This window comes from Streptomyces sp. NPDC048383 (genome assembly GCF_040651775.1).
Lineage (GTDB): Bacteria > Actinomycetota > Actinomycetes > Streptomycetales > Streptomycetaceae > Streptomyces.
Genome location: NZ_JBEZKS010000029.1, coordinates 18812 through 45666, shown reverse-complemented (window position 1 = coordinate 45666; position 26855 = coordinate 18812). Strand labels below are relative to the sequence as shown.

The 26855-nt window shown below is 72.3% G+C and carries 18 protein-coding genes and 1 pseudogene; 15 read left to right on the top strand and 4 right to left on the bottom strand.

Annotation, left to right across the window (positions count from 1 at the left end; translation table 11 throughout):
* The first annotated feature begins 17 nt into the window (after positions 1 to 17).
* Together miaB and AB0D46_RS20615 are read left to right on the top strand one after the other, a co-directional pair.
* A complete protein-coding gene (miaB, locus tag AB0D46_RS20620; protein ID WP_362879303.1) occupies positions 18 to 1496 on the top strand; it encodes a tRNA (N6-isopentenyl adenosine(37)-C2)-methylthiotransferase MiaB in 1479 nt (492 codons plus the stop codon).
* Between the two features lie 34 nt (positions 1497 to 1530).
* Positions 1531 to 2235 (top strand): hypothetical protein, encoded by a 705-nt coding sequence (locus tag AB0D46_RS20615; RefSeq protein WP_362879301.1) that lies wholly within the window; start codon positions 1531 to 1533, stop codon positions 2233 to 2235.
* A gap of 92 nt (positions 2236 to 2327) precedes the next feature.
* Here AB0D46_RS20615 and AB0D46_RS20610 read toward each other — a convergent pair whose 3' ends face one another.
* Positions 2328 to 2603, bottom strand: a complete 276-nt coding sequence (locus AB0D46_RS20610) for an antitoxin (RefSeq protein WP_362879299.1) — start codon at positions 2601 to 2603, stop codon at positions 2328 to 2330.
* A gap of 24 nt (positions 2604 to 2627) precedes the next feature.
* Positions 2628 to 2858, bottom strand: coding sequence for a gliding motility protein (locus AB0D46_RS20605; RefSeq protein ID WP_362879298.1), 231 nt, complete (start codon positions 2856 to 2858; stop codon positions 2628 to 2630).
* Positions 2859 to 3043: 185 nt separating this feature from the next.
* Between AB0D46_RS20605 and miaA the strand changes: the two genes are divergently transcribed.
* The 6 genes from miaA to hflX all read left to right on the top strand — a co-directional run bounded on the left by miaA (position 3044) and on the right by hflX (position 11203).
* Positions 3044 to 3982, top strand: a complete 939-nt coding sequence (gene miaA / locus AB0D46_RS20600) for a tRNA (adenosine(37)-N6)-dimethylallyltransferase MiaA (RefSeq protein WP_362879296.1) — start codon at positions 3044 to 3046, stop codon at positions 3980 to 3982.
* Positions 3983 to 4093: 111 nt separating this feature from the next.
* Entirely contained in the window at positions 4094 to 4648 is a 555-nt protein-coding gene (locus AB0D46_RS20595) for a hypothetical protein (protein ID WP_362879361.1), read from the top strand.
* Positions 4649 to 4742: 94 nt separating this feature from the next.
* Positions 4743 to 5618 carry a diaminopimelate epimerase gene (dapF, locus tag AB0D46_RS20590; RefSeq protein ID WP_362879294.1) on the top strand — a complete coding sequence of 292 codons (876 nt, stop codon included), beginning with the start codon at positions 4743 to 4745 and terminating at the stop codon, positions 5616 to 5618.
* Positions 5619 to 5758: 140 nt separating this feature from the next.
* Entirely contained in the window at positions 5759 to 7840 is a 2082-nt protein-coding gene (locus AB0D46_RS20585; protein WP_362879292.1) for an HD domain-containing protein, read from the top strand.
* Between the two features lie 120 nt (positions 7841 to 7960).
* The gene (locus tag AB0D46_RS20580; RefSeq protein WP_362879290.1) at positions 7961 to 9475 is read left to right on the top strand and encodes a M1 family metallopeptidase; all 1515 of its coding nucleotides are present in this window, start codon (positions 7961 to 7963) and stop codon (positions 9473 to 9475) included.
* Positions 9476 to 9694: 219 nt separating this feature from the next.
* Entirely contained in the window at positions 9695 to 11203 is a 1509-nt protein-coding gene (gene hflX, locus AB0D46_RS20575; RefSeq protein ID WP_362879288.1) for a GTPase HflX, read from the top strand.
* 187 nt (positions 11204 to 11390) lie between these two features.
* On the opposite strand, the gene AB0D46_RS20570 is transcribed toward hflX, so the two are convergent.
* Entirely contained in the window at positions 11391 to 12566 is a 1176-nt protein-coding gene (locus AB0D46_RS20570; protein ID WP_362879286.1) for a hypothetical protein, read from the bottom strand.
* Between the two features lie 365 nt (positions 12567 to 12931).
* Between AB0D46_RS20570 and AB0D46_RS20565 the strand changes: the two genes are divergently transcribed.
* The 5 genes and pseudogenes from AB0D46_RS20565 (at position 12932) to AB0D46_RS20545 (ending at position 21766) form a co-directional block, all read left to right on the top strand.
* Positions 12932 to 14287: a diaminobutyrate--2-oxoglutarate transaminase family protein gene (locus AB0D46_RS20565; protein WP_362879284.1), complete on the top strand. Its 1356-nt coding sequence runs from the start codon at positions 12932 to 12934 to the stop codon at positions 14285 to 14287.
* A gap of 1994 nt (positions 14288 to 16281) precedes the next feature.
* Complete coding sequence (locus tag AB0D46_RS20560) at positions 16282 to 18069, top strand: IucA/IucC family protein (protein ID WP_362879282.1); 1788 nt, start codon at positions 16282 to 16284, stop codon at positions 18067 to 18069.
* Positions 18070 to 18099: 30 nt separating this feature from the next.
* Entirely contained in the window at positions 18100 to 18774 is a 675-nt protein-coding gene (locus AB0D46_RS20555) for a GNAT family N-acetyltransferase (RefSeq protein ID WP_362879280.1), read from the top strand.
* Positions 18775 to 18802: 28 nt separating this feature from the next.
* Positions 18803 to 19743: pseudogene (locus AB0D46_RS20550) on the top strand (IucA/IucC family C-terminal-domain containing protein).
* A 52-nt stretch (positions 19744 to 19795) separates the two neighbouring features.
* Complete coding sequence (locus tag AB0D46_RS20545; protein ID WP_362879278.1) at positions 19796 to 21766, top strand: ATP-dependent DNA helicase; 1971 nt, start codon at positions 19796 to 19798, stop codon at positions 21764 to 21766.
* A gap of 160 nt (positions 21767 to 21926) precedes the next feature.
* Here AB0D46_RS20545 and lexA read toward each other — a convergent pair whose 3' ends face one another.
* On the bottom strand, positions 21927 to 22718 hold the full coding sequence (gene lexA, locus AB0D46_RS20540) for a transcriptional repressor LexA (protein ID WP_362879276.1): 792 nt from the start codon (positions 22716 to 22718) through the stop codon (positions 21927 to 21929).
* A 583-nt stretch (positions 22719 to 23301) separates the two neighbouring features.
* Here lexA and nrdR point away from each other — a divergent pair.
* Complete coding sequence (nrdR, locus tag AB0D46_RS20535) at positions 23302 to 23814, top strand: transcriptional regulator NrdR (protein WP_362879274.1); 513 nt, start codon at positions 23302 to 23304, stop codon at positions 23812 to 23814.
* Positions 23815 to 23952: 138 nt separating this feature from the next.
* Positions 23953 to 26844, top strand: a complete 2892-nt coding sequence (locus AB0D46_RS20530; protein ID WP_362879272.1) for a vitamin B12-dependent ribonucleotide reductase — start codon at positions 23953 to 23955, stop codon at positions 26842 to 26844.
* The last annotated feature ends 11 nt before the right edge of the window (positions 26845 to 26855 follow it).

Here is a 26855-nt window from a genome sequence, read left to right as displayed (position 1 = left end):
AGGGCGAGGCTGCAGTTTTGAAAACGTACGAGGTGCGCACCTACGGGTGCCAGATGAACGTGCACGACTCCGAGCGGCTGTCCGGTCTGCTGGAGGGCGCGGGCTACACGCGCGCCCCCGAGGGCTGCGACGGCGACGCCGACGTGGTCGTGTTCAACACCTGCGCCGTCCGTGAGAACGCCGACAACAAGCTGTACGGCAACCTCGGCCGACTCGCCCCGATGAAGACCAAGCGCCCCGGCATGCAGATCGCCGTCGGCGGCTGCCTCGCGCAGAAGGACCGCGACACGATCGTCAAACGGGCCCCCTGGGTCGACGTCGTCTTCGGCACGCACAACATCGGCAAGCTGCCCGTCCTCCTGGAGCGCGCCCGCGTCCAGGAGGAGGCGCAGATCGAGATCGCCGAGTCGTTGGAGGCCTTCCCCTCCACGCTGCCGACCCGCCGCGAGTCCGCGTACGCCGCCTGGGTCTCGATCTCCGTCGGCTGCAACAACACCTGCACCTTCTGCATCGTCCCGGCGCTGCGCGGCAAGGAGGAGGACCGCCGTCCCGGCGACATCCTCGCCGAGGTCGAGGCCCTGGTCGCCGAGGGCGTCTCCGAGATCACCCTGCTCGGCCAGAACGTCAACGCCTACGGCTCCGACCTCGGCGACCGCGAGGCGTTCAGCAAGCTGCTGCGCGCCTGCGGGCAGATCGAGGGCCTGGAGCGGGTCCGTTTCACCTCCCCGCACCCGCGCGACTTCACCGACGACGTGATCGCGGCCATGGCCGAGACCCCGAACGTGATGCCGCAGCTGCACATGCCCCTGCAGTCCGGCTCCGACCCGATCCTCAAGGCGATGCGCCGTTCGTACCGGCAGGAGCGCTTCCTCGGCATCATCGAGAAGGTCCGCGCCGCCATCCCGCACGCCGCGATCTCCACCGACATCATCGTGGGCTTCCCCGGTGAGACGGAGGAGGACTTCCAGCAGACGATGCACACCGTCCGCGAGGCCCGCTTCGCGAACGCCTTCACCTTCCAGTACTCCAAGCGCCCCGGCACCCCCGCGGCCGACATGGACGGGCAGATCCCCAAGGAGGTCGTCCAGGACCGCTACATGCGCCTGGTCGCCCTCCAGGAGGAGATCTCCTGGGAGGAGAACAAGAAGCAGGTCGGGCGCACCCTGGAGGTCATGGTCGCCGAGGGCGAGGGCCGCAAGGACGGCGCCACGCAGCGGCTGTCCGGGCGCGCCCCCGACAACCGCCTCGTCCACTTCACCAAGCCGGCCGACGACGTCCGCCCGGGTGACGTGGTGACCGTCGACATCACCTACGCGGCCCCGCACCACCTGCTGGCCGAGGGCCCGACCGGCGCCGTGCGCCGCACCCGCGCCGGCGACGCCTGGGAGAAGCGGAACGCGGCCCCGGCCCAGCCGGCGGGCGTGATGCTCGGGATCCCCACCCTGGGCGTCCCCGCCCCGCTGCCCGTCGCCACGTCGGGCTGCGCGATCGACTGACCACCGGACGCCGGGGGCGGCTAGGCTGCGGATCATGCTCGTAGCCGCCGCTGTCTGCCCCGCCCCGCCGCTCCTCGTGCCGGAGGTCGCCGCGGGGGCCGCCGCCGAACTGGACGCCGCCCGTACGGCCTGCTCGGACGCGTTGGCCGTGCTCGCCGCCTCCCGACCCGACCTGCTGGTCGTCGTCGGCGCCGCCGACCAGGACCACCTCGGGCCCTACCCGCAGGGATCCCGAGGCTCCTTCCGCGGCTTCGGCGTCCCGGCCGACGTGCAACTCGGCGAGGGCGACGAGGGGCCGCGGCTGCTGCCCCCCTCGCTGGCCGTGGGCGCCTGGCTGCTGGAACGGGCCCGCTGCGCCGCTCCCGTCGAGGGCCTGGGGGTGGCCGGACGGCTGGAACCGGAACTGTGCCTGGCCGCCGGGCGGGCCCTCGCCGAACGGGACGAACGCGTGGCGCTGCTCGTCATGGGTGACGGGAGTGCCTGCCGGACGTTGAAGGCCCCCGGCTACCTCGACGACCGCGCCGCCGCCTTCGACGCGGCCGCCGCGCTGGCCCTCGGCGCGGCCGACACCCCCGCCCTGGCCGCCCTCGACGCGGAACTCGCCCACGAGCTCCAGGCCGCCGGGCGCGCTCCCTGGCAGGTCCTCGCGGGCGCCGCCGAAGCCGCCGACCTGGACGGCCGACTGCTGTACGAGGGCGCCCCGTACGGGGTCGGCTACTTCGTCGCCACCTGGTCCTGAGGCCGCCGCCGGCCACCCCGGCGCGCGCGACGCGGCGTACACGCCGAAGGGGCGCGGAACCGGTTCGGTTCCGCGCCCCTTCGCGCACCGCGTCAGGAGGCCGCCGGAGGCGCCGGCGGGGTGGGCGGGGTGGGCGGCGTCGGCCCGCCGGGGGTGTCGTCCTGGTGCGCGATCCTGCCCAGTGCGTCCTTCGCCTTGCCCGTACCGCTCGTGATCTGGCCGCTGTACTTGCCCTTGGTCTTGGAGTCGACGGCCTTGGCCACCTTGTCCAGACCTTGGCCGATCTTGCCCTCGTGCTGCTGCGCGAGGTCGCCGACCTTGTCCTTCGCCGGAGCGAGCTTGGCCTTGAGGTTGTCGAGCAGGCCCATGGGTCACCTTCCAGTGGTGAACGGTTACGTGCGGGCGCCCTCGCCGGCCTCGCTGTCCGCGGCGGCCTCCGCCGACTGCTGCTTCGGGATCTCCACGGCTTCCGCCGCGGGGGTCCCGACCGCCGTCTCGGCCTCCTCGGCCGGTGCGGCCGGTCCGGTCTCAGCCACCGGCGTTCCCGCCGGGTCGGCCTCGGCCGCGACCGTCTCGGTCGCTACCTCGTCCTTGCGGCCAAAAAACCGGCTGAAAACGCCCATGTCTGCTCCTCTAACGTTACTCGTGGGAGTGAAGTTCCGCCCCGGCCGCAGCGGCCTCCACCCGGTGCACGCACGGCGTGCACCGGGCCGGAACCTCTTGGGGGCAACGACTCCGCCGCGAGCCCGTCACGTCGCTCGATCGGGTACACGACCGCGTCTTGACCGGGGGCTGCGAGACTGTGTCGGTGAGGAAAGCAGCCCCCGCCCCGCGGGTCATCGCCGTCGTCGGTCCCACCGCGGCCGGAAAGTCCGACCTGGGCGTAGCCCTGGCCCGTCATTTCGACGGCGAAGTCGTCAACGCCGACTCCATGCAGCTCTACCGGGGGATGGACATCGGCACCGCCAAACTGACGACCGGGGAACGCGGCGGCGTCCCGCACCACCTCCTCGACATCTGGGACGTCACCGAGACCGCCAGCGTCGCCGAGTACCAGCGCCTCGCCCGCGCCGAGATCGACAAGCTGCTCGCCGAGGGCCGCACCCCGGTCCTCGTCGGCGGCTCCGGGCTGTACGTGCGCGGTGCCCTCGACGCCATGGAGTTCCCGGGCACCGACTCCGAGGTCCGGGCCCGGCTGGAGGAGGAGGCCACCCTGCGCGGCCCCGGAGCCCTGCACGCCCGCCTCGCCGCGCTCGATCCCGCCGCCGCCCACGCCATCCTGCCCAGCAACGGCCGCCGGATCGTCCGGGCCCTGGAGGTCATCGAGATCACCGGCAAGCCCTTCACCGCGAACCTGCCCGGCCACGACTCGATCTACGACACCGTGCAGATCGGCGTGGACGTCGCCCGCCCGGAACTCGACGAGCGGATCGCCCTGCGCGTCGACCGCATGTGGGAGGCGGGCCTGGTGGACGAGGTCCGCGCCCTGGAGGCCCGCGGCCTGCGCGACGGAATCACCGCCTCCCGCGCGCTCGGCTACCAACAGGTGCTCGCCGCCCTCGCGGGGGAGTGCACCGAGGACGAGGCCCGCGCCGAGACCGTACGGGCCACCAAGCGCTTCGCCCGCCGGCAGGACTCCTGGTTCCGCCGGGACCCCCGCGTGCACTGGCTCAGCGGGGCCGTCGCGGATCGTGGAGAACTCCCCGGACTCGCGCAGTCGTTGGTCGAACGAGCGGTCACAGCCTGATCACGTGATGGCATCGGGACGCCCCGCACGCCCGTCCGGGCCCCGGGACCGTGCCATCATCAAACTTCTGAACAGCGACGTACGAAGTCCGAGTGGGGAGGGCGCGTGGCTATGGAGGCCGGCCCTCGTGACACCGGGCGGGACGACACCGGGCGGGAAGCCGACCCGATGCTGCTCGGCGGCCCCGCAGGGACCGTCGGCGGCGCCGGCCCCGACGCGCCGGGCGTGCCGGACACCCCCGACGGGCTCGGTCTGCCCGCCGACCCCGCGCGGCTGACCCCCGACGGCCCCGACACCCCCGAGGCCGGCGCGGAGGACGTCTCCGGCCCCGAGTTCGAGGTCGAGCTCCGCCCGCAGCGCCGCCTGCGGCTCTGGCAGATCGCCCCCATCGTGATCCTGGCCGCCACCGGGTCCCTGATGTTCGCGTTCCCCCTCGCCTTCGAGTTCGGCGACGGCGGAGCCGTGGTCGCCATGCTCGGCTTCCTCATCTGCTGCTGCGCCGGCGGCTGGGGCATGATGGCGGCCCGCCGCGTCGGCTACTCCTGGCCCGGGCTCCCACCCCGCGGCAGCGGCCGCCGCCCCGATTGGCGGATGGCCGCGCTGTACGCGCTGCTCGCGCTGGCCGTCGTGGCGCTCGCCGTGTACCGGGTGGCCCGGCTCCGCTGAGCCCTCTCCTTCGGCGACCCGGCCGGGGACCGGGTCCCTGACGACGCGCTGATCCCGCCCGTCGCCGCGGACCCCGCCTCGGTACGATGGCCGGGTGACGCACACCGCCCTCTCCTTCCTCAAGGGTCACGGCACCGAGAACGATTTCGTGATCGTCCCGGACCCGGACAACGCCATCGACCTGCCGCCGTCCGCCGTCGTCGCCCTGTGCGACCGCCGCGCCGGCATCGGCGCGGACGGCGTGCTGCACGTGGTGCGCTCCGCGGTTCACCCCGAGGCCGCCCACCTGGCCGAAGAGGCCGAGTGGTTCATGGACTACCGCAACAGCGACGGCTCCGTCGCCGAGATGTGCGGCAACGGCGTGCGGGTCTTCGCCCGCTACCTCCACCACGCCGGCCACATCGAACCCGGCGACTTCGCCGTGGCCACCCGCGGCGGCGTCAAGCGGGTCCACCTCGCCAAGACCGGCGACGTCACCGTCTCCATGGGCCGCGCCGCGCTCCCCGAGGGCGACGTCACCGTCTCCGTGGGCGAGCGCTCCTGGCCCGCCCGGAACGTGAACATGGGCAACCCGCACGCCGTGGCCTTCGTCGACAGCCTCGACGACGCCGGGAACCTCCTCGACGCCCCGCCGTTCAGCCCGGCGAGCGCCTACCCCACCGGGGTCAACGTCGAGTTCGTCGTCGACCGCGGCCCCCGTCACGTCGCGATGCGCGTCCACGAGCGCGGCTCCGGCGAGACCCGCTCCTGCGGCACCGGCGCCTGCGCCGTCGCCGTCGCCGCGATCCGGCGCGACGGCGTCGACCCCGCCGTCACCGGCGACCCGGCGAGCTACACCGTCGACCTGCCCGGCGGCACGCTGGTCATCACCGAGCACCCCGACGGGCGCATCGACATGACCGGACCGGCCGTCATCGTCGCCTCCGGGGAGTTCGAACCCACCTGGCTCACCGAAACGGCCTTCGCCTGAAGATTCCCTCTCCTGGGTGATCCGTTTCACGCTGAGCGAGAGGTGGACTGCGCCACGTGGTGGGGTCGGTAACATCAGGCACCGGCCCTGAGGGCTCACCCCATGCCCGCCACCGCCGGTCGAAGCCGCCGGAGGTGCCCATGAGTGCAGAGGCCACGAACCCCGAAGCGCATGCCGAAGTGCGTCCTGAGCTGCGCAGACGGGGCCGGACGCGGCTCGATCTGCGGCGGCTCGGTCGGGCGGCCCTGCTCGGGCCCACGTCCCGCGACCGGCTCCCGGACGCGATCGGACACGTAGCAGAAGCCCACCGTGCCCACCATCCGGACGCCGATCTCTCCCTGCTGCGGCGCGCCTACCTGCTCGCGGAGACCTCCCACCGCGGCCAGATGCGCAAGAGCGGTGAGCCGTACATCACACATCCGCTCGCCGTGACCCTCATCCTCGCCGAGCTGGGCGCCGAGACGACGACCCTGACCGCCTCCCTCCTCCACGACACCGTCGAGGACACCGACGTGACCCTCGATCAGGTCCGCGAGGAGTTCGGCGCCGAGGTCTGCTTCATCGTCGACGGCGTCACCAAGGTCGAGAAGATCGACTACGGCGCCGCCGCCGAACCCGAGACCTTCCGCAAGATGCTCGTCGCCACCGGCAACGACGTCCGCGTCATGTCCATCAAACTCGCCGACCGACTGCACAACATGCGCACCCTCGGCGTGATGCGCCCCGAGAAGCAGGAACGCATCGCCAAGGTCACCCGCGACGTCCTGATCCCGCTCGCCGAACGGCTCGGCGTCCAGGCCCTGAAGACCGAACTGGAAGACCTGGTCTTCGCGATCCTGCACCCCGAGGAGTACGAGCACACGCGCGCGCTCATCGCCGCCCACGCGGGGGAGGCCGACCCGCTCCCCGCCATCGCCGACTCCGTGCGCGCCGTCCTGCGGGAAGCCGGCGTCACCGCCGAAGTGGTCGTCCGTCCCCGGCACTTCGTCTCCGTCCACCGGATCTCCCGCACCCGCGGCGATCTGCGCGGCTCCGACTTCGGCCGCATCCTCGTCCTCGTCGCCGAGAACGCCGACTGCTACGCCGTGTTGGGGGAGCTCCACACCTGTTTCACCCCGGTCGTCTCGGAGTTCAAGGACTTCATCGCGGTCCCGAAGTTCAACCTCTACCAGTCGCTGCACACCGCCGTCGCCGTCCCCGAGGGCTACGTCGCCGAGGTCATCGTGCGCACCCGGCAGATGCACCGCGTCGCCGAGGCCGGGGTCGTCGCCCTCGGCAATCCGTACGCCACCGGCGAGCCCGCCGACTGCGACGAGGAACGCGTAGACCCCACCCGGCCCGGCTGGCTGTCCCGCCTCCTCGACTGGCAGCAGTCCGCGCCCGACCCCGACACCTTCTGGACGGTCCTGCGCGCCGAACTCGCCCAGGACCGCGAGATCACCGTCTACCGCGAGGACGGCAGCGCCTCCGGGACGATGAGCCTGCCCGCCGGGGCCTCCTGCATCGACGCCGCCTACGCGCAGCACGGGGAAGCGGCCCACGGCTGTATCGGCGCCCGGGTCAACGGGCGCCTCACCTCGCTGTCCTCCCCGCTCTCCGACGGGGACACCGTCCAACTGCTGCTCGCCCAGGACGCCTCCTCCGGGCCGGCCGCCGACTGGCTGGACCACGCCAGGACCCCCGCCGCCCGGATCGCCATCAGCAGCTGGCTCCAGTCCCACCCGGACGGGGCCGGACCCGCCGCCGCGGCCCCCCGCGCACCGCTGTCCGTCGTCGGGGCGCGCGGTGGCGGGGGCAACGCCGTCGCCGATCTGCCGGACGCCACCGTGCGCCTCGCGGGCTGCTGCACGCCCGTACCGCCGGACGCCGTCGCCGGGTTCCTCGTACGGGGCGGGACCGTCACCGTGCACCGCGTCCACTGTCCGGCCGTCGCCCAGATGCGGTCCGTGGGCCGGACGGCCGTCGCCGTGCACTGGCGGGCCACCGCGGACTGCCGGGTCACGCTCCTCGCCGAATCGTTCGGCCGCCCGCACCTGCTGGCCGACCTGACCGAGGCCATCGCCCGCGAAGGGGTCGAGGTGGTCTCCGCGACCGTGGAACCGCCCGTTGAACAACGGGTCCGCCACTCGTACACGCTCCAACTGCCCGACGCGACGGGGCTGCCCGCCCTGATGCGCGCCATGCGCGACGTCCCGGGCGTCTACGACGTCCGCCGCACGTAGCGGCCGACAGGGCGCGCAGGGGGGCGTGCGTAGGCCGGTCCCTGGGGGGAACGCCTCGTTCGGGTGGTCGCGTCGCGCGTCGCACGCGGGGGCGGCGCCGCCGCTGGTAAGCGGTGGTGGATGCAGCTCACCTCCCCGCGCCTGCGCGCCGCCCTGTTGGCCGCGGCCTCCCTCACCCTCGTCGCCGCCGTGCTGCCCCCGCCGACGCCGTTGGGCATCGGCGACCGGCTGTTCCCGGAGCTCGGCAACCCCGGGTACGACGTCCTCTCGTACGACCTGTCCTTCACGTACAAGGACAATCGCAGCCCCCTGGACGCGGTCACCGTCATCGAAGCCCGCAGCCTGGAGCCGCTGGAGCGGATCAACCTCGACTTCACCCACGGCACGGTGGCGTCGGCCGAGGTCAACGGGGAGCCGGCGCGGTTCGAGAGCGTCGGGGAGGACCTCGTACTGACCCCCGCGCGGGCGGTGCCGGCGAGCGTTCCGCTGCGGATCACCGTCCGGCACACCAGCGACCCGCGCGGACGCGGCGACGGCGGCTGGGTCCCCACCGAGGACGGGCTGGCCATGGCCAACCAGGCCGATGCCGCGCACCGCGTCTTCCCCTGCAACGACCACCCCGCCGACAAGGCCTGGTTCACCTTCCGGATCACCGCCCCGACCGGGCTCACCGCCGTCGCCAACGGCGTGCCGGTTGCCCTGCCCGCGGCCCGGGCCGGCGGCGCCACGCAGTGGACGTACCGGACCCTGCACCCGATGGCCACCGAACTGGCCCAGGTCTCCGTCGGCCGCTCAGCCGTCGTCCACCGCACCGGCCCGCACGGACTGCCGCTGCGCGACGTGGTGCCCGCCGCGGACCGGGAGAAGCTGGAGCCCTGGCTGAAGAAGACCCCCGGGCACGTGGCCTGGATGGAGGAGCGGGTCGGCCGGTACCCCTTCGAGAACTACGGGGTGCTGATCGCCAAGGCCACCACCGGGTTCGAGCTGGAGACGCAGACCCTCTCCCTGTTCGAGCACGGGCTCTTCACGGGCGCCGGCTACCCCGAGTGGTACGTGGAGGCGGTCATGGTCCACGAGCTGGCCCACCAGTGGTTCGGCGACAGCGTCAGCCCGCGCACCTGGTCGGACCTGTGGGTGAACGAGGGCCACGCGACCTGGTACGAGGCCCTCTACGCGGACGGCCTCGGCAAGTACTCCCTGGAGCGGCGCATGCGCGAGGCGTACCAGCGCTCCGACCAGTGGCGGGCGGCGGGCGGCCCGCCGGCGGCCCCGAAGGCCTCGGGCCCCGGCGAGAAGATCGGGCTGTTCCGCCCCGTGGTCTACGACGGCTCCGCGCTGATCCTCTACGCCCTGCGCCAGGAGATCGGGACGGCCGCCTTCGACCGCGTCCAGCGCCGCTGGGTCGCCGAGCACCGGGACGGGGTGGCCGGCACGGCCGACTTCGTACGGCTGGCCTCACAGGAGGCCGGGCGGGACCTCGCCCCCTTCCTGCACCCGTGGCTGTACGGGGCGAAGACCCCGCCGATGCCGGGACACCCGGAGTGGAGCGGCTCGGGGGCGGCCGGCGGCAAGGGCACGGCGACGGGAGCGGCGACCGGGGGCGGCGCGGCATCGGACGGCGGGAAAACGGTATGACGGGCGGGGAACGGGCATGTCACCATCGACGAGGCCGTCAGGGGAACCGGGGGAGAGCCTCCCCGGGGAATCACCGGACGGGGTGACGCGTTGCACGTGACAGTGTGATGTCACGCGCGGCGGTACCTTTGGCCATAACTGGCCGGGCCTCGCCGGACAGGCACGGCAGCGGCTCGCACCGAAGCCGGCGCGACGCATTCGAATCGACGTAAGGATCCAATGACCTCCTCTTCTTCCCCTTCCCAGGACCCGCGGGACGACGCGCAGGACGCGCGCGACCCGCAGAGCTTCACCGAGAGCCTTCGGGCCGATGCCCTGATGGAAGAGGACGTCGCCTGGAGCCACGAGATCGACGGAGAGCGGGACGGCGACCAGCTCGACCGCTCCGAGCGCGCGGCCCTGCGCCGCGTCGCCGGTCTCTCCACCGAGCTCGAGGACGTCACCGAGGTCGAGTACCGCCAGCTCCGCCTGGAGCGCGTGGTCCTCGTCGGTGTCTGGACCTCCGGAACGGTGCAGGACGCGGAGAACTCCCTCGCGGAGCTCGCCGCCCTCGCCGAGACCGCGGGCGCCCTCGTTCTCGACGGCGTGATGCAGCGCCGCGACAAGCCCGACCCGGCCACCTTCATCGGTTCCGGCAAGGCCCGCGAGCTGCGCGACATCGTCATGGAGAGCGGGGCGGACACCGTCGTCTGCGACGGCGAGCTCAGCCCCGGCCAGCTCATCGCCCTCGAAGACGTCGTCAAGGTCAAGGTCGTCGACCGGACCGCCCTGATCCTCGACATCTTCGCCCAGCACGCCAAGTCCCGCGAGGGCAAGGCACAGGTCGCCCTCGCGCAGATGCAGTACATGCTGCCGCGACTGCGCGGCTGGGGTCAGTCGCTGTCCCGGCAGATGGGTGGCGGCGGCGGTGGCGGCATGGCCACCCGAGGACCCGGTGAAACCAAGATCGAGACCGACCGGCGCCGCATCCGCGAGAAGATGGCGAAGATGCGCCGGGAGCTCGCCGAGATGAAGACCGGCCGCGACATCCAGCGGCAGGAACGACGCCGCAACAAGGTGCCCTCGGTCGCCATCGCCGGATACACCAACGCAGGCAAGTCCTCGTTGCTCAACCGCCTCACCGGCGCGGGCGTCCTGGTGGAGAACTCCCTGTTCGCCACCCTGGACCCGACCGTGCGCCGCGCCGAAACGCCGTCCGGCCGGGTCTACACCCTGGCCGACACGGTCGGCTTCGTCCGGCACCTGCCGCACCACCTCGTCGAGGCGTTCCGCTCCACGATGGAGGAGGTCGGCGACTCCGACCTCATCCTGCACATCGTGGACGGCTCGCACCCGGCGCCGGAGGAGCAGCTGGCGGCGGTCCGCGAGGTGATCCGCGAGGTCGGCGCCGTCAACGTGCCCGAGATCGTCGTGATCAACAAGGCGGACGCGGCCGACCCGCTCGTCCTGCAGCGCCTGCTGCGCATCGAGCGGCACTCCATCGCCGTCTCGGCGCGCACCGGGATGGGCATCGAGGAACTCCTCGCGCTCATCGACGCCGAACTGCCCCGGCCCGAGGTCGAGGTGGAGGCCCTGGTGCCGTACACCCGCGGCTCGCTGATCGCCAAGGCACACGCCGAGGGCGAGGTCATCTCCGAGGAGCACACCCCGGAGGGAACCCTGCTCAAGGCCCGCGTCCACCCGGAACTCGCGGCCGAGCTGGCGCCGTTCATTCCCGCGAAGCAGTAACGGCGACGCGGTAACGGGCCACGCGGTAACGGCGACGCGATACGCGCCGTACGCATGACGCAGGGCCCCCACTTCGGTGGGGGCCCTGCGTCGTGTCGGGCGTCGGCCGGCGGAGCGGCCTACGGAGAGCCGAGGGGCCGTCCTACGGAGAGCCGACGGACCGTGCCACAGGGCGCCGAGGGCCGCCCTACTTGAACTTGCCGCTCACCGCGTCGAAGATCCCCTTGGCCTCCGGACCCAACCGCGGTCCGGCCAGCCAGCCGGCCTTCGCCGGACCGATCGAGGTGTTCGACACCAGCGCCGGCTTGCCGTCGGCACCCGCGGCGACCCAGCCGCCCCCCGAGGAGCCGCCCGTCATCGTGCAGCCGATCCGGTACATCACCGGTTCCGCCGCCTTCAGCGTCAGCCGCCCCGGCTTGTCCGCGCACTGGTACGCCTTCTGCCCGTCGAACGGAGCCGCCGCCGGGTAACCCGTCGCCGTGATGCTCGCGACCTTCCCGACGGCCGGAGCCGCGAAGTCCACCGGAAGCGCCGTACCGACGGTCTCCTCCAGCGACTTGCCGCCGCCCTTCTCCGGCGTCACGTGCAACACCGCGAAGTCGTACGGGGCACCCGCGCCGCCCGTCGGACCGCCCGTGGCGATCCACTGGTCGGACGTCTGCGCCCAGTCGCTCCACCACACGCCGTACGGAGCCACCTGCTCGCGCGGCGCGCCCTTCAGCGCGGCCGCCGGCTTGCCCGTGTTGTTGTACGAGGGTACGAAGGCGATGTTGCGGTACCAGCCGCCGGCCTTGCCCGCGTGCACGCAGTGGCCCGCCGTCCAGACCATGTTGGACTTGCCCGGGTGGGCGGGGTCCTTCACCACGGTCGCCGAGCAGACCATCGAACCCTCGGGGCCGTCGAAGAAGACCTTGCCCGACGCGGGGACGCTGGAGTGGTACGGAGCGGCGGCGGGCTTCGCCGTCACCGCGGCCGGGGTCGGGTCGGTGACGCCCTGGTCCTTGCCGGCGTCCGGATCCACGGCCGGCCGCTGCGGCTGTTCCGCGTCACGCATCCGGTCCGGGTCCCACAGCCCCTCGATGATGGGGTTGATGTAGTCGCCCGCCTCGCGGAGCCAGTCGTCCTTCTGCCAGTTCTTCCACTCGCCCCCCTTCCACTTCTCCAGGTCGAAGCCGTGCTGCTTGAGCTTGTCCTTGAGCTCGTCCGGGATCTTGATCCCGGACGGGGCGCCGGAAGGCAGGTTCACAGCCACGGTCGGCTTGGCGTCGCCGCCGGCCTCCCCGTCGCCGGGTCCGCAGGCCGTGGCGGTCAGCGCGAGCGCGGCCACGCACAGGATCGCGGTGACCGGTCGGTTCGGTCGCATGTCGTCAGTCCCCCTGGTGTTTCGAGGTGTTCGAGCGGAATGGATCGGGGTGGCGTGCAGCCCCCCACTATGCCGCCGCCCCTGAGGACGGCGGCGCCCGGGTCCGCGGTTCCTGCGGTCCGGCCCGTCGTGAGGCGTCCTCGTCGTCCCGTCGGCCGTGCTCGGCCGTGCGGATCCGGGGCCGGCGGGTCGGCCGTTCGTCCCGAGCACCTGGCACGCGGTCTTGTCCGATCGCGGCCAAGGATCTTCGGGCCACCCGTGATCCGTCGCCTCCCCCGTCGTTGGTACGTACGGGGGATGGTGCACCAGCGTTCATGTTCGAGACGCAATCCGGAAGGGAATTCCGTGCGGGAGGACCGACAGACGTGGCCTTGACCGAGCCGGCCGCAGCAGCGGCCTCCGTGCCGCCCCAGGGAGCGCGGGGCCCCGTCGTGGCGGAGGGCATCCTCCGCAGACAGGCGCTGCGGGAGTCCGCCGCCCGGACGTACGCCCGTTCCCTGCCCATCGTTCCCGTCCGCGCCCGCGGGCTGACCATCGAGGGAGCCGACGGGCGGCGCTACCTCGACTGCCTCTCCGGCGCGGGAACCCTCGCCCTCGGGCACAACCACCCCGTCGTCCTGGAAGCCATCAGGGGAGTCCTCGACTCGGGGGCCCCGCTGCACGTCCTCGACCTGGCCACTCCCGTCAAGGACGCCTTCACCACCGAGCTCTTCGCGAACCTGCCACCCGAACTGGCCGCCGACGCCCGCATCCAATTCTGCGGCCCCGCCGGTACGGACGCCGTCGAAGCGGCGCTGAAACTGGTGCGCGCCGCGACCGGTCGCTCCGGACTGCTCACCTTCACCGGCGCCTACCACGGCATGACCGCCGGAGCCCTGGACGCCTCCGGGCACGCAACCGACGTACGGGTGACCCGACTGCCCTACCCGCAGGACCACCGCTGCCCCTTCGGCATCGGCGGAGCCGAGGGCGCACGGGTCGCCGCGCACTGGACGGAGAACCTGCTGGACGACCCCAAGGGCGGGGTACCCGCCCCCGCCGGCATGATCGTCGAGCCGGTGCAGGGGGAGGGCGGCGTCCACCCGGCCCCCGACGACTGGCTGCGCCGCATGCGGGAGATCACCGCCGCCCGGGGCATTCCACTGATCGCGGACGAGGTGCAGACCGGCGTCGGCCGCACCGGTGCCTTCTGGGGCGTCGACCACGCCGGGGTCGTGCCCGACGTGATGGTCCTGTCCAAGGCCATCGGCGGGAGCCTGCCGCTCGCCGTCATCGTCTACCGGGCCGAACTCGACGTCTGGGCACCGGGCGCGCACGCCGGCACCTTCCGGGGCAACCAGCTCGCCATGGCAGCGGGCACCGCGACCCTGGCCCACGTACGCCGCAACGGCCTCGCCGAACGCGCTGCCGTCCTGGGCGCACGCATGCTGACCGCGCTGCGCGGGCTCGCCGCCGACGAGCCGTGCGTCGGGGACGTCCGGGGGCGCGGCCTGATGATCGGCATCGAGCTCGTCGACCCCGGGACGGGCGCCGCCGCACCCGACCTCGCCGCCGCCGTCCGCCAGGCGTGCCTGGACCGGGGCCTGATCGTCGAACTCGGCGGCCGCCACTCCAGCGTCGTCCGGCTGCTGCCCCCGCTGACCCTGACCGACGAGCAGGCGACGGCCGTCCTGGACCGCCTCGCCGACGCCGTCCCCGCCGCGGCCCGCCGCCCCCACTGACCCGCACGCGAAGGACCCCGATGCCCGACCCGACCCCCACCCCACCCCCCGCCGGCCCCACCCCGAGCCTCGCGCCCCGCTCGGCCACCCGCCCCCTCCCGCCGGACCCCGCCGGCTCGGCGGCGGACCGCCCGCCCGCCACACCGGCGGCGCCCGCGGAACCTGCCGGCCCGGTGGTCGGGGAGGCCCCGGCCGCGCCGGGGGAGCCTGCGGGTTCCGGTGCCGGGGGTGTGGGCGCCGCGCGGGCGGTCCCTACGGTGGTCCCGCCGGGTCGTGTCGGTCCGGCTGTGGGGCGGGTGGTCGCTGGGCCAGCGGCGGCTTCGGCCCGGTCGCCGGAGCGCGCGGGCCCGGTGGTCGGGGAGGCCCCGGCCGCGCCGGGGGAGCCTGCGGGTTCCGGTGCCGGGGGTGTGGGCGCCGCGCGGGCGGTGTCTGCGGTGATCCCGCCGGGTCGTGTCGGTCCGGCTGTGGGGCGGGTGGGCGAGGCGCCGGCGGCGGCTTTCCTGTTCCTCTCGGAGCCTGCCGGGTCCTGCCCGGAGACGGCAGTTGTCGCACCGGCAGCGGCTTCCGGCACGCCCTCAGCGTTCGTCGGATCTGTCGCCGGGCGAGTGGCAGCCACGCCGGTGGCGGCGTCTGTCCCGCCGGCGGAGCCTGCTGGATCCCGCGCCGGAGCATCCGCCGTGGTGCCGTCCCCCGGGGCGCTGTCCTCGTGGGCCGGTGAGCCGCCCGTATATCCGGAGTCATCGACACGGGTTCAGGCGACCGCAGCCCCGGAGAGTGAGGTTCGGCCCTCCGTCGTCGCGCCGCCGTCCGGAGCCTTGTCGTTCTGGGCGGGGGAGTCTTCCGGTTCCCCTGTGTTGCCTGCTGTCGCTCACGAGCAGCCCGGGCCCCCAGGGCTCCGAGTCGGGTCGTCCCTCGACGCATCGACTCCCGGAACGCTGTCGTCCCCGGCACCGGAAGCTGTCCCCTCACTGGAGTTGTTCGCCACTGCCCAGGCACCCATGACCGCCGGGGCTCACGTCCCGCTGACCACGGTCGTATCAACATCCGTCGACTTCTCGGGCCTCTTCGAGGAGGAACACGCAACACTGCGCGCCGTGGTGCCCTCCGGCCCGTCCCCACAGGCCGGGTGTGCGCCCGTGACGCCGCCGAGCCTGTCCACCCCACTCGTCCTCGCCGAGGAGCCCGCTCCCTTGCCAGCGACCACCTTCGACGCGGAGCCCGCTCCCTCAGTAGCGGAGCTCGCCATGCCGCACCCGCAGACCGCGACGCACCCAGCCCCGTCCTCAGACGCAGCCTCCGGCTCCGGGCCCGTCAGCGCGGCAGCCCCCGCCCCCGCGACGCCCCCAGCCCCTTCCCCGGAGCCGGCACCGGCCATCGGGCCCGCCGTCGCGGCAGTCCCCACTCCGGCGACGCCCCCGGCCCCTTCCCCGGAGCCGGCACCGGCCATCGGGCCCGCCGTCGCGGCAGGTTCCACCCCCGCGACGCACCGAGCTCCTTCCCCGGAGGCAACCCTCGCCGCCGAGCCCGCCGGCGCGGCTGTCCCCGCCCCCGCGACGGCCCCCGCTGCCGCGACGCGCCCATCCCCTTACCCGGAGCCAGCGCCGACCGCCGAGCCCGCCGGCACGGCTGTCCCTGCCCCCGCGACGCGCCCTGCCCCTTGCCTGGAGGTAGCCTCGGCCGAGCCCGCCGGCGCGGCTGCCCCCGCCCCCGGGACGCACCCTGCCCACTTCCGGGAGCCGGCCTCCGGCGAAGCGCCCGTCGGCGCGACGAGCCTCACCCCCGCGACGGCTCCCACGCCCGAGGCGCCACCCGCTCCAGCCCCCGCGGCGCACCCAGCGCCCGCCGACGCGACGAGCCCCAGCCCGGCGACGGCCCCCACGCCCGGAACGCCGCCCGCCTCCGCCTCCGGCGCGGCCCCCACCCCCGCCTCCGGCGCGGGCTTCGGCGTGGCGGAGGTTCGGGCGGGGGTGGGGGTGCCGCGGCAGAAGGACGGGGTGCCTCGGGAGCGGGCGGGCGGGGTCGGGCCGGACGGGCCCGAAGCGGCGGCGCTGCCCGACCTGCTGGACCACGCCGACCCGGCCGTCGCCGCCGACGCCGCCACGGTGGAGAACCTGCTGCGGTGCTGGGTCCGGGAGAGCGGCATCCACCGTCCCGACGGGCCCGCCGGCCCCCTGCTCCGCATCCCCCTCCCCGCATCCGGCGTCACCCTGCTCGTCCCCGTCCGGTACTGGTCCCCGGCGGGCTGGCACCGGTTCGCGCCCGTCCGGATCGAGGGCGCCCCCGTCACGGCCTCCGCCCTGGACGCCGTCACCGTCGCCGCCCTGCTGGCCCGCGAGGGCACCGGCCGCGCCGGCGTCGACCTCGTGGGCCGGGTCGCCGACTCGGTACGCCGCACCGCCGAGTTCATCGCCGACCGGCGCCACCGCCCCACCGCCCCCGCCCCCATCGACGCGGACCGCTTCCTCACCGCCGAACAGTCGCTCCTCCTCGGCCACCCCCTCCAGCCGGACCCCAAGAGCCGCGAGGGGCTCTCCGAAGCCGACGTACGCCGCTACTCACCCGAACTGCACGGCTCGTTCCCCCTCCACTGGTTCGCCGTCGCACCCGCCGCCCTCGCCACCGATTCCGCCTGGACCGAACGCGGCCGTCCGGTCTCCGCCCCCCAACTGCTCGCCCGCCTCGCCCCGGGGCTCCCGCTGCCCGTCGGCACCACCGCCCTTCCCCTGCACCCCTGGCAGGCCCACGACCTCCTCCAGCGCCCCGCCGTCGCCGCCCTCCGCGACGCCGGACTCCTCACCGACCTCGGTCCGCACGGCGCCCCCTGGTACCCCACCTCCTCCGTCCGCACCGTCCACCGCCCCGGCAGCCCCGCGATGCTCAAACTCTCCCTGGGCCTGCGCATCACCAACTCCCGCCGCGAGAACCTCCGCAAGGAACTCCACCGCGGTGTCGAAGTCCACCGGCTGCTGCGCACCGGCCTCGCCGAGCAGTGGCAGGCCACCCACCCCGGCTTCGACATCGTCCGCGACCCGGCCTGGGTCGCCGTCAATGCCCCGGACGGCACTCCCGTCCCAGGACTCGACGCCCTCCTGCGCCACAACCCCTTCCGTCCCCACGACGACGCCGTCTGCGTCGCCGCACTCACCTCCCTGCGCCCCTGGCCGGGCCGGGCCGGCATGCGGTCCCGGCTCGTCGACTCCGTCCTCCGCCTCGCTTCCGCCACCGGACGCTCCACCTCGGCCGTGTCCACGGAGTGGTTCCTGCGCTACCTCGACCACGTCGTCCTGCCGATCCTCGCCTTCGACGCGCTCGCCGGCATCGCCCTCGAAGCCCACCAGCAGAACACCCTGGTGATCCTCGACCCGGCCGGCTGGCCCGTGGGCGGCCGCTTCCGCGACAACCAGGGGTACTACTTCCGCGACTCCCGTCGAACGGAACTGGAACGTCGACTTCCCGGAATCGGCAGTACCAGCGACACCTTCGTTCCCGACGCCGTCACCGACGAACGCTTCGCTTACTACCTCGGCATCAACAACGTGCTCGGCCTCATCGGCGCCTTCGGCGCACAGAGGCTGGCCGACGAACGGGTGCTTCTCGCCGCGTTCCGGCGCTTCCTCGGCAAGGCCGCGCACCTGGGCCCGCTGCCCACGCAACTGCTCGACTCACCGACCCTCCGATGCAAGGCGAACCTGCTCACCCGCCTCGGCGGTCTCGACGAGCTCGTGGGCCCCGTGGAGACCCAGTCCGTCTACGTCACGATCACCAACCCCCTCCACGCCTGACGCGCGCCTCACCGACCCGGAGAAGAGCCGATGCCCTCCACCGAAACCCCCACCGGTTCCCTCGCCGCACCCGTCTCCAACCCGGACTCCGGGCGACGGCTCGCCGCCGGTCTGCTCCCCCTGCTCGCCGAGGCCGATCTCCTCGATTCCCCGGCCGGTTGGGGCGCGGTGGCCACTCCGATCGGTGCCTTCCGCCTCGAAACCGTCCGCCCGGACCGTGACCTGGAACTCCTCACCGGCTGGATGAACGACCCCGAGGTCGCCGCCTACTGGGACCTTGCCGGACCCGCCACCGTGACCGCCGCGCACCTGCGCGCCCAACTCGACGGAGATGGCCACAGCACCCCGTGCATCGGCCTGCTCGACGGCACGCCCATGAGCTACTGGGAGATCTACCGGGCCGACCTCGACCCCTTGGCCCAGTACTACGCGGCGCAGCCCCACGACGCCGGTCTCCACCTGCTCATCGGAGAAGGCGCGAACCGCGGTCGCGGTCTCGGCGCCACCCTGCTGCGCGCCGTCGCCGACCTCGTCCTCGACAACCGACCCCGGTGCACGCGCGTCATCGCCGAACCCGACATCACCAACACCCCCTCCGTATCGGCCTTCCTCACCGCCGGCTTCCGCTACGCCGCGGAAACCGACCTCCCCGAAAAGCGCGCCGCCCTGATGTTCCGGGAGCGAGCGCTGCGCAACCTTCTCTGATCGCCGCACCACACTCCGCGAACGGGTCATCCGATCCGACCGAGAGAGCCGATCCGACCGATGCGACCGGTCCGACCATCTTCGCGGCATCCGTCCAGCAACGCCTCTCCCTTCGAAAACTCTGCGCGACGCAGCAAAGTTCCCGATCCTCGAGGAGTCCCGTGCCGAATTTCCCCGCCATCCCCGACTCCCCGGAGCCCGCCCTGCTTCCGTCGCCCGAGCGCTCCGGCACGCCCCCCGAACTCAACCGCCCCACCTGGGACTTCGCCGCCCGACGACTGCTGGCGAAGATGCTCGGAGAGTTCGCGTACGAGGAGATCATCAGCCCCGTTCCGGCCCCGGCCGCCGCCGGAGACGCCTGGACCCTGACGCTGGACGACGGCAGCAGCCCCGGGTTCCGCGCCCACCGCCGCGCCTACGGCAATGGCAGGTCGCCCCCGACACCCTCACCCTCACGCTGCTCGACTTCCTCCACCGCTACGGGACCGTCTTCTCCCCGCACGGCGAGAAGACGATCGCGATCTTCGACGAACAGGACGTACCGGTCCGCATCGCGGTCAAGGACCTCGTGGACGACATCGACATCAGCCGCACCCCCTCCCCGAGCACGCCTCCATGCCGGACGACGTCCGGGCGGCACTGCTCACCGAGCCGCCGGCCTTCCTCACCCAGTGCATCCACTCCAGGCTGTTCATCGGCGTCTTCCGCTACCCCTCGGCGATCTGCGAGGACCGGCTCGCCGTCCCCGAGTGCGACTTCTGGTCCCTCGTACGGGCGGAAATCCCCCGCCTCCAGGCACACCTTCCCGAGCTGAGGAACCGCCGCGAGCAGTTCGACCTGCTCACCGAGCGGATCGAGCGGCTCTGCCTGAACCGGAACCGGCTGCACGAGGACGGCTACCGCGACCGCCCACAGCGCCCGCACGCGGTCAGGCACGGCGCGGTGCCCAACCCCCTGCACCGACCGTGACCGCTGATCGATGCCACCACTGTCGGTGGCGCCCCGTAGGGTTGGCAGTGCTATGACGAAGCCCTCCCTCCCCGACCTGCTGCACGCCGCCGTCTCCGCCGTCGGCGGCACGGAGCGCCCCGGCCAGGTGGCCATGGCGGAAGCCGTCGCCGAAGCGATCGACGACAACTCCCACCGGCTGATCCAGGCCGGTACCGGCACCGGCAAGTCCCTCGGCTACCTGGTGCCGGCCCTCGCGCACGGCGAACGCGTGGTCGTGGCGACGGCGACGCTGGCCCTCCAGCGCCAGCTCGTCGAGCGCGACCTCCCGCGCACGGTGGAGGCGCTGCACCCGCAGCTGCGCCGCCGCCCGCAGTTCGCCATGCTCAAGGGCCGGTCCAACTACCTCTGCCTGCACCGCCTCCACGAGGGCGCCCCGCAGGACGAGGAGGAGGGACTCTTCGACCAGTTCGAGGCGGCCGCCCCCACCAGCAAGCTCGGCCAGGACCTGATCCGGCTGCGCGACTGGGCGGACGAGACCGAGACCGGCGACCGCGACGACCTCACCCCCGGCGTCTCCGACAAGGCCTGGAGCCAGATCTCGGTCTCCTCGCGGGAATGCCTGGGCGCGACGAAGTGCGCGTACGGGGCCGAATGCTTCGCGGAGGCCGCCCGTGAGCGGGCCAAGCTCGCGGACGTGGTCGTCACCAACCACGCGCTGCTCGCCATCGACGCCATCGAAGGGGCGCCGGTGCTCCCGCAGCACGAGGTACTGATCGTCGACGAGGCTCACGAGCTCGTCTCCCGCGTGACGGGCGTCGCCACCGGCGAGCTCACGCCGGGCCAGGTGAACCGGGCCGTGAAGCGGGCGGCCAAACTCGTCGACGAGAAGACGGCCGATTCCCTCCAGACCGCGTCCGAGTCCTTCGAACGGGTCATGGAGCTGGCGCTCCCGGGCCGCCTGGAGGAGGTCCCCGAGGACCTCGGCTACGCCCTGATGTCCCTGAGGGACGCGGCGCGCAACGTGATCTCCGCGATCGGCGCCACCCGCGACAAGTCCGTCCAGGACGAGGACGCCGTCCGCAAGCAGGCTCTGGCAGCGGTGGAGTCCGTCCACTCCGTGGCGGAGCGCATCGTGGCCGGATCCGAGTACGACGTCGTCTGGTACGAGCGCCACGACCGGTTCGGCGCCACCCTGCGCGTCGCCCCGCTCTCCGTGTCCGGGCTGCTGCGCGAGAAGCTCTTCGAGGACCGCTCGGTGGTCCTCACCTCCGCCACCCTCAAGCTGGGCGGCGACTTCAACGGGATCGCCGCCTCGCTCGGCCTGTCTCCGGAAGGGGTCGAAGGGGAGGACGTCCCGGTCTGGAGGGGCCTGGACGTCGGGTCCCCGTTCGACTATCCGAAGCAGGGCATCCTCTACGTCGCCAAGCACCTGGCCACGCCGGGTCGGGAGGGCACCCGCGGCGACATGATGGACGAGCTCGCCGAACTGATCGAGGCGGCGGGCGGCCGCACGCTCGGCCTCTTCTCCTCGATGAGGGGGGCCAAGGCCGCTGCCGAGGAGCTGCGCGGCCGCCTCGACAACCCGATCCTGCTCCAGGGCGAGGAGACGCTCGGCGAGCTGATCAAGACGTTCGCGGCGGATCCGAAGACCTGCCTGTTCGGGACGCTGTCCCTCTGGCAGGGCGTGGACGTGCCGGGTGCGAGCTGCCAGCTCGTGGTCATGGACCGGATCCCGTTCCCGCGCCCCGACGACCCGTTGATGAGCGCGCGGCAGAAGTCGGTCGAGGAGCACGGGGGCAACGGGTTCATGGCCGTCGCCGCCACGCACGCGGCCCTGCTCATGGCGCAGGGCGCGGGCCGACTCGTCCGTGCCTCGGGCGACCGCGGTGTCGTCGCCGTGCTGGATCCGCGGCTGGCCACGGCCCGCTACGGGAGCTTCCTGCGCGCCACGCTGCCGGACTTCTGGTACACCACGGACCGCAACCAGGCCCGCCGCTCCCTGGCCGCGATCGACGCCACGGCGCAGGCGGACGGCAAGTAGAACCGACCGACAGGGACGCGAACGCGCTTCCCGGCACGAGCCGGCTCCGGAGCACCGGCTCCGGAGCGCCCCCGATTCCGCCGGATCGCGTCGAATCCGGGCATGCGACAGCTCCGGGACCGGCGCAGTGGGTCCCGGAGCCGACTGAGGGGCGGCGGAGTCAGACCCGGCGCAGTACGGCGACGACCTTGCCGAGGATGGTGGCCTCGTCACCAGGAATGGGCTGGTAGGCGGCGTTGTGGGGGAGTAGCCACACGTGACCGTCCTCCCGCTTGAAGCGCTTGACGGTGGCCTCGCCGTCCAGCATCGCGGCGACGATGTCACCGTTTTCCGCGACGGGCTGGCGGCGGACGGTCACCCAGTCGCCGTCACAGATCGCGGCCTCGATCATGGAGTCGCCCACGACCTTGAGGACGAAGAGCTCCCCGTCACCCACCAGCTGGCGGGGCAGCGGGAACACGTCCTCCACGGACTCCTCGGCGAGGATGGGGCCGCCGGCCGCGATCCGGCCGACCAGGGGAACGTAGGACGCGGCGGGCTTGCCGGTGGTGTCCGTCGGCTGCGAGCTGGGCTGGTCGGAGCCGCGCACCTCGTAGGCGCGGGGACGGTGCGGGTCGCGGCGTAGGAAGCCCTTGCGCTCCAAGGCCATCAGCTGGTGCGCCACCGATGAGGTGCTGGAGAGGCCGACCGCCTGGCCGATCTCGCGCATCGACGGCGGGTAGCCGCGGCGCTGTACGGAGTCGCGGATGACCTCGATGACCCTCCGCTGCCGATCCGTGAGCCCGGAACTGTCGGCGCGGATGCCTGGAGGTCGCCCTGGCAGCGACCGTGCGGGGCGTACGGGCTCCGCCTCGGGGTTCGGACTTGCGTCGTTCATGGCATGCACCGGCTCAAGTCGGCTCTGGGAGCGGTTCTGGGCAGTGATGGTGGCACTGTCTGCGGTGGTGGTCACGTCGGCCCCTCTCGAAATGTTCTCCCTAGCTGGACAACGGTAGTTGCTTTCGAAAGGTTGCGCCAAACACACGTTCGAGTGAAAAATCGAGGATCGTTCGCCTGGCGTAGAGGGCTGGGTGTATGGCTGGGCTGAACGGGCGATAGACCGACCGGGTCGCCGATATCGACCCGCTGAATCCGTTCGATCGTCACGTTCCGTGACCATCGGCGAGCGTCGCGCGACCGCCCCGAGGCGCCGGGTGGCCGTCGTGTCGAACGCGGGTTCGGCTCCGCGCTCCGTCCTTACGGTACCTTTTCCATTGCGGCCACCGCCGTGGGGGTCGATGCCCAGTTTGGCACCGGCGGGCCCCGTCACCGCCCGTCGGGCGCCGCGACACGCGGAGTGGTGGAAATCCATTCCAACCCAAGATCTAGTGGTTGGATGAGCGCCGCCGCCCACAAGTTGTGGTCCCCGGGTCGGTCACGGTCTCCGGGATCGCATATGCTGGGAGCTGCTTCATGAGCCCCCGGCAGGGACTCGTCCTTGCCGTTCAGGGGCCCATGGGGTGATTCGGTCGTGCCACAAGAAGGGTGAAGGAACCATGCACTGCCCCTTCTGCAGGCACCCCGACAGCCGGGTCGTCGACAGCCGCACCACCGATGACGGAACGTCGATCCGTAGGCGCCGTCAGTGTCCCGACTGCTCCCGTCGCTTCACGACGGTGGAGACGGCCTCACTGATGGTGATCAAGCGCAGTGGGGTCACCGAACCTTTCAGTCGTAGCAAGGTCATCTCTGGTGTCCGCAAGGCGTGCCAGGGACGGCCGGTCACCGAGGACGCCCTCGCCAAGCTCGGCCAGCGGGTCGAGGAGGCGGTGCGCGCCACCGGCAGCGCCGAGCTGACCACCCATGACGTGGGTCTGGCCATACTCGGCCCCTTGCAGGAGCTCGACCTCGTCGCGTACCTGCGGTTCGCATCCGTTTATCGAGCGTTCGACACCCTTGAAGACTTCGAGGCCGCCATCGCGGAGCTCCGCGAGCCCCGGCCTCCCCACGAGTGCGAGCCCGGAGGGACCCCTCGGGTCGTCCCCGTGCCCGCCTCCGCCGCCGACTGACCCGACGGGCCGCACCTCGGCGCGGCCCGGCCCGTCGTTCGGCAGGGCGAGATTCGTAGATACAAGACACACAGCACCGTGCCGCGGAATAGCGATGGCACTTTAGGGCGTTTTTGCCCGCATATGGGAGGAAGCGGCATGACAGAGACGGCGAGCGGCTCGGCGCGAGGTTCCCGCACCAAGGGGACCAAGGCTGCCAAGAGCGGCCTGCGTATCGAGCGCATCCACACCACCCCGGGCGTGCACCCGTACGACGAGGTGAGCTGGGAGCGCCGTGACGTCGTCATGACCAACTGGCGCGACGGCTCGGTGAACTTCGAGCAGCGCGGCGTCGAGTTCCCCGACTTCTGGTCGGTGAACGCGGTCAACATCGTCACCAGCAAGTACTTCCGTGGTGCGGTAGGCACCGCGCAGCGCGAGACCGGTCTGAAGCAGCTGATCGACCGGATCGTGAAGACCTACACGAAGGCAGGCGGGGACTTCGACTACTTCGCCTCCCCGGCGGACGTCGAGATCTTCGAGCACGAGCTGACCTACGCGCTCCTGCACCAGATCTTCAGCTTCAACTCCCCGGTGTGGTTCAACGTCGGCACCCCTCAGCCGCAGCAGGTCTCCGCCTGCTTCATCCTCGCCGTCGACGACTCCATGGAGTCGATCCTCGACTGGTACAAGGAAGAGGGAATGATCTTCAAGGGCGGCTCCGGCGCCGGCCTGAACCTCTCCCGCATCCGCTCCTCCAAGGAGCTCCTCTCCTCCGGCGGCAACGCCTCCGGTCCCGTCTCCTTCATGCGCGGCGCCGACGCGTCCGCAGGAACGATCAAGTCGGGCGGCGCCACCCGCCGCGCGGCCAAGATGGTCGTCCTGGACGTGGACCACCCGGACGTCGAGGACTTCATCGCCACCAAGGTGAAGGAGGAGGAGAAGATCCGCGCCCTGCGCGACGCGGGCTTCGACATGGACCTGGGCGGCGACGACATCACGTCCGTCCAGTACCAGAACGCCAACAACTCGGTCCGCGTGAACGACGAGTTCATGACGGCCGTCGAGAACGGCACCGAGTTCGGCCTGCGGGCCCGCATGACCGGCGAGGTCATCGAGAAGGTCGACGCCAAGGCGCTCTTCCGCAAGCTCGCCGAGGCCGCGTGGGCCTGCGCCGACCCGGGCATCCAGTACGACGGCGTGATCAACAACTGGCACACCTGCCCCGAGTCCGGCCGAATCACCGCGTCGAACCCGTGCAGCGAGTACATGCACCTGGACAACACGTCCTGCAACCTCGCCTCGCTGAACCTGATGAAGTTCCTCGACGACGACGGCAAGGGCAACCAGTCCTTCGACGCCGAGCGCTTCGCCAAGGTCGTCGAGCTGGTCATCACCGCGATGGACATCTCCATCTGCTTCGCGGACTTCCCGACCCAGAAGATCGGCGAGAACACCCGCGCCTTCCGCCAGCTCGGCATCGGCTACGCCAACCTCGGCGCCCTGCTGATGGCGACCGGCCACGCGTACGACTCGGACGGTGGCCGTACCCTCGCCGCGTCGATCACCTCGCTGATGACCGGCACCGCGTACAAGCGTTCCGCCGAGCTGGCCGCCATCGTCGGCCCGTACGACGGCTACGCCCGCAACGCCGACTCGCACAAGCGCGTCATGAAGCAGCACGCCGACGCCAACGCCGTCGCGCCGCGCACCGACGACCTGGACAACATCATCTGGGCCGCGGCCACCGAGGCCTGGCAGGACGTCCTGCGCCTCGGCGAGAAGAACGGCTTCCGCAACTCCCAGGCCTCCGTCCTCGCGCCGACCGGCACCATCGGTCTCGCGATGTCCTGCGACACCACCGGCGTCGAGCCGGACCTGGCCCTGGTCAAGTTCAAGAAGCTCGTCGGCGGCGGCTCGATGCAGATCGTCAACGGCACCGTCCCGCAGGCCCTGCGCCGCCTGGGTTACCAGGAGGAGCAGATCGAGGCGATCGTCACGCACATTGCCGAGCACGGCGTGGTCGTCGACGCCCCGAGCCTGAAGCCCGAGCACTACTCGGTGTTCGACTGCGCCATGGGCGAGCGTTCCATCTCCGCGATGGGCCACGTGCGCATGATGGCCGCGATCCAGCCCTGGATCTCCGGCGCGATCTCGAAGACGGTCAACATGCCGGAGACGGCGACCGTCGAGGAGATCGAGGAGATCTACTTCGAGGCGTGGAAGCTGGGCGTCAAGGCGCTCGCGATCTACCGCGACAACTGCAAGGTCGGTCAGCCCCTCTCCGCGAAGAAGAAGGAAGCGGAGAAGACCGAGGTCACCGAGAAGGCCGAGGAGACCATCCGCGCGGCGGTCGAGAAGGTCATCGAGTACCGCCCGGTCCGCAAGCGCCTGCCGAAGGGCCGCCCGGGGATCACCACCTCCTTCACGGTCGGTGGCGCCGAGGGCTACATGACGGCGAACTCCTACCCGGACGACGGTCTGGGCGAGGTCTTCCTGAAGATGTCCAAGCAGGGCTCGACCCTCGCGGGCATGATGGACGCCTTCTCCATCGCCGTGTCCGTGGGCCTGCAGTACGGCGTCCCGCTGGAGACGTACGTCGCGAAGTTCACGAACATGCGCTTCGAGCCGGCCGGTATGACGGACGACCCGGACGTGCGGATGGCGCAGTCGATCGTCGACTACATCTTCCGTCGCGTGGCGCTCGACTTCCTGCCCTTCGAGACGCGCTCGGCCCTCGGCATCCACTCCGCCGAGGAGCGTCAGCGTCACCTGGACACCGGCTCCTACGAGCCGATGGACGGCGAGCAGCTGGACACCGAGACCCTCGCCCAGTCGGCTCCGGTCGCCGCCGTTCCGGCCGCCCCGAAGCCGGTCGCGATCGTTCCGGTCCCGGCTCCGAAGACGGCGCACAGCAACGCCGAACTGGTCGAGATGCAGCTCGGCGTCTCCGCCGACGCCCCGCTGTGCTTCTCGTGCGGTACGAAGATGCAGCGCGCCGGCTCCTGCTACATCTGCGAGGGCTGCGGCTCGACCAGCGGTTGCAGCTGATCCGCGCCAGA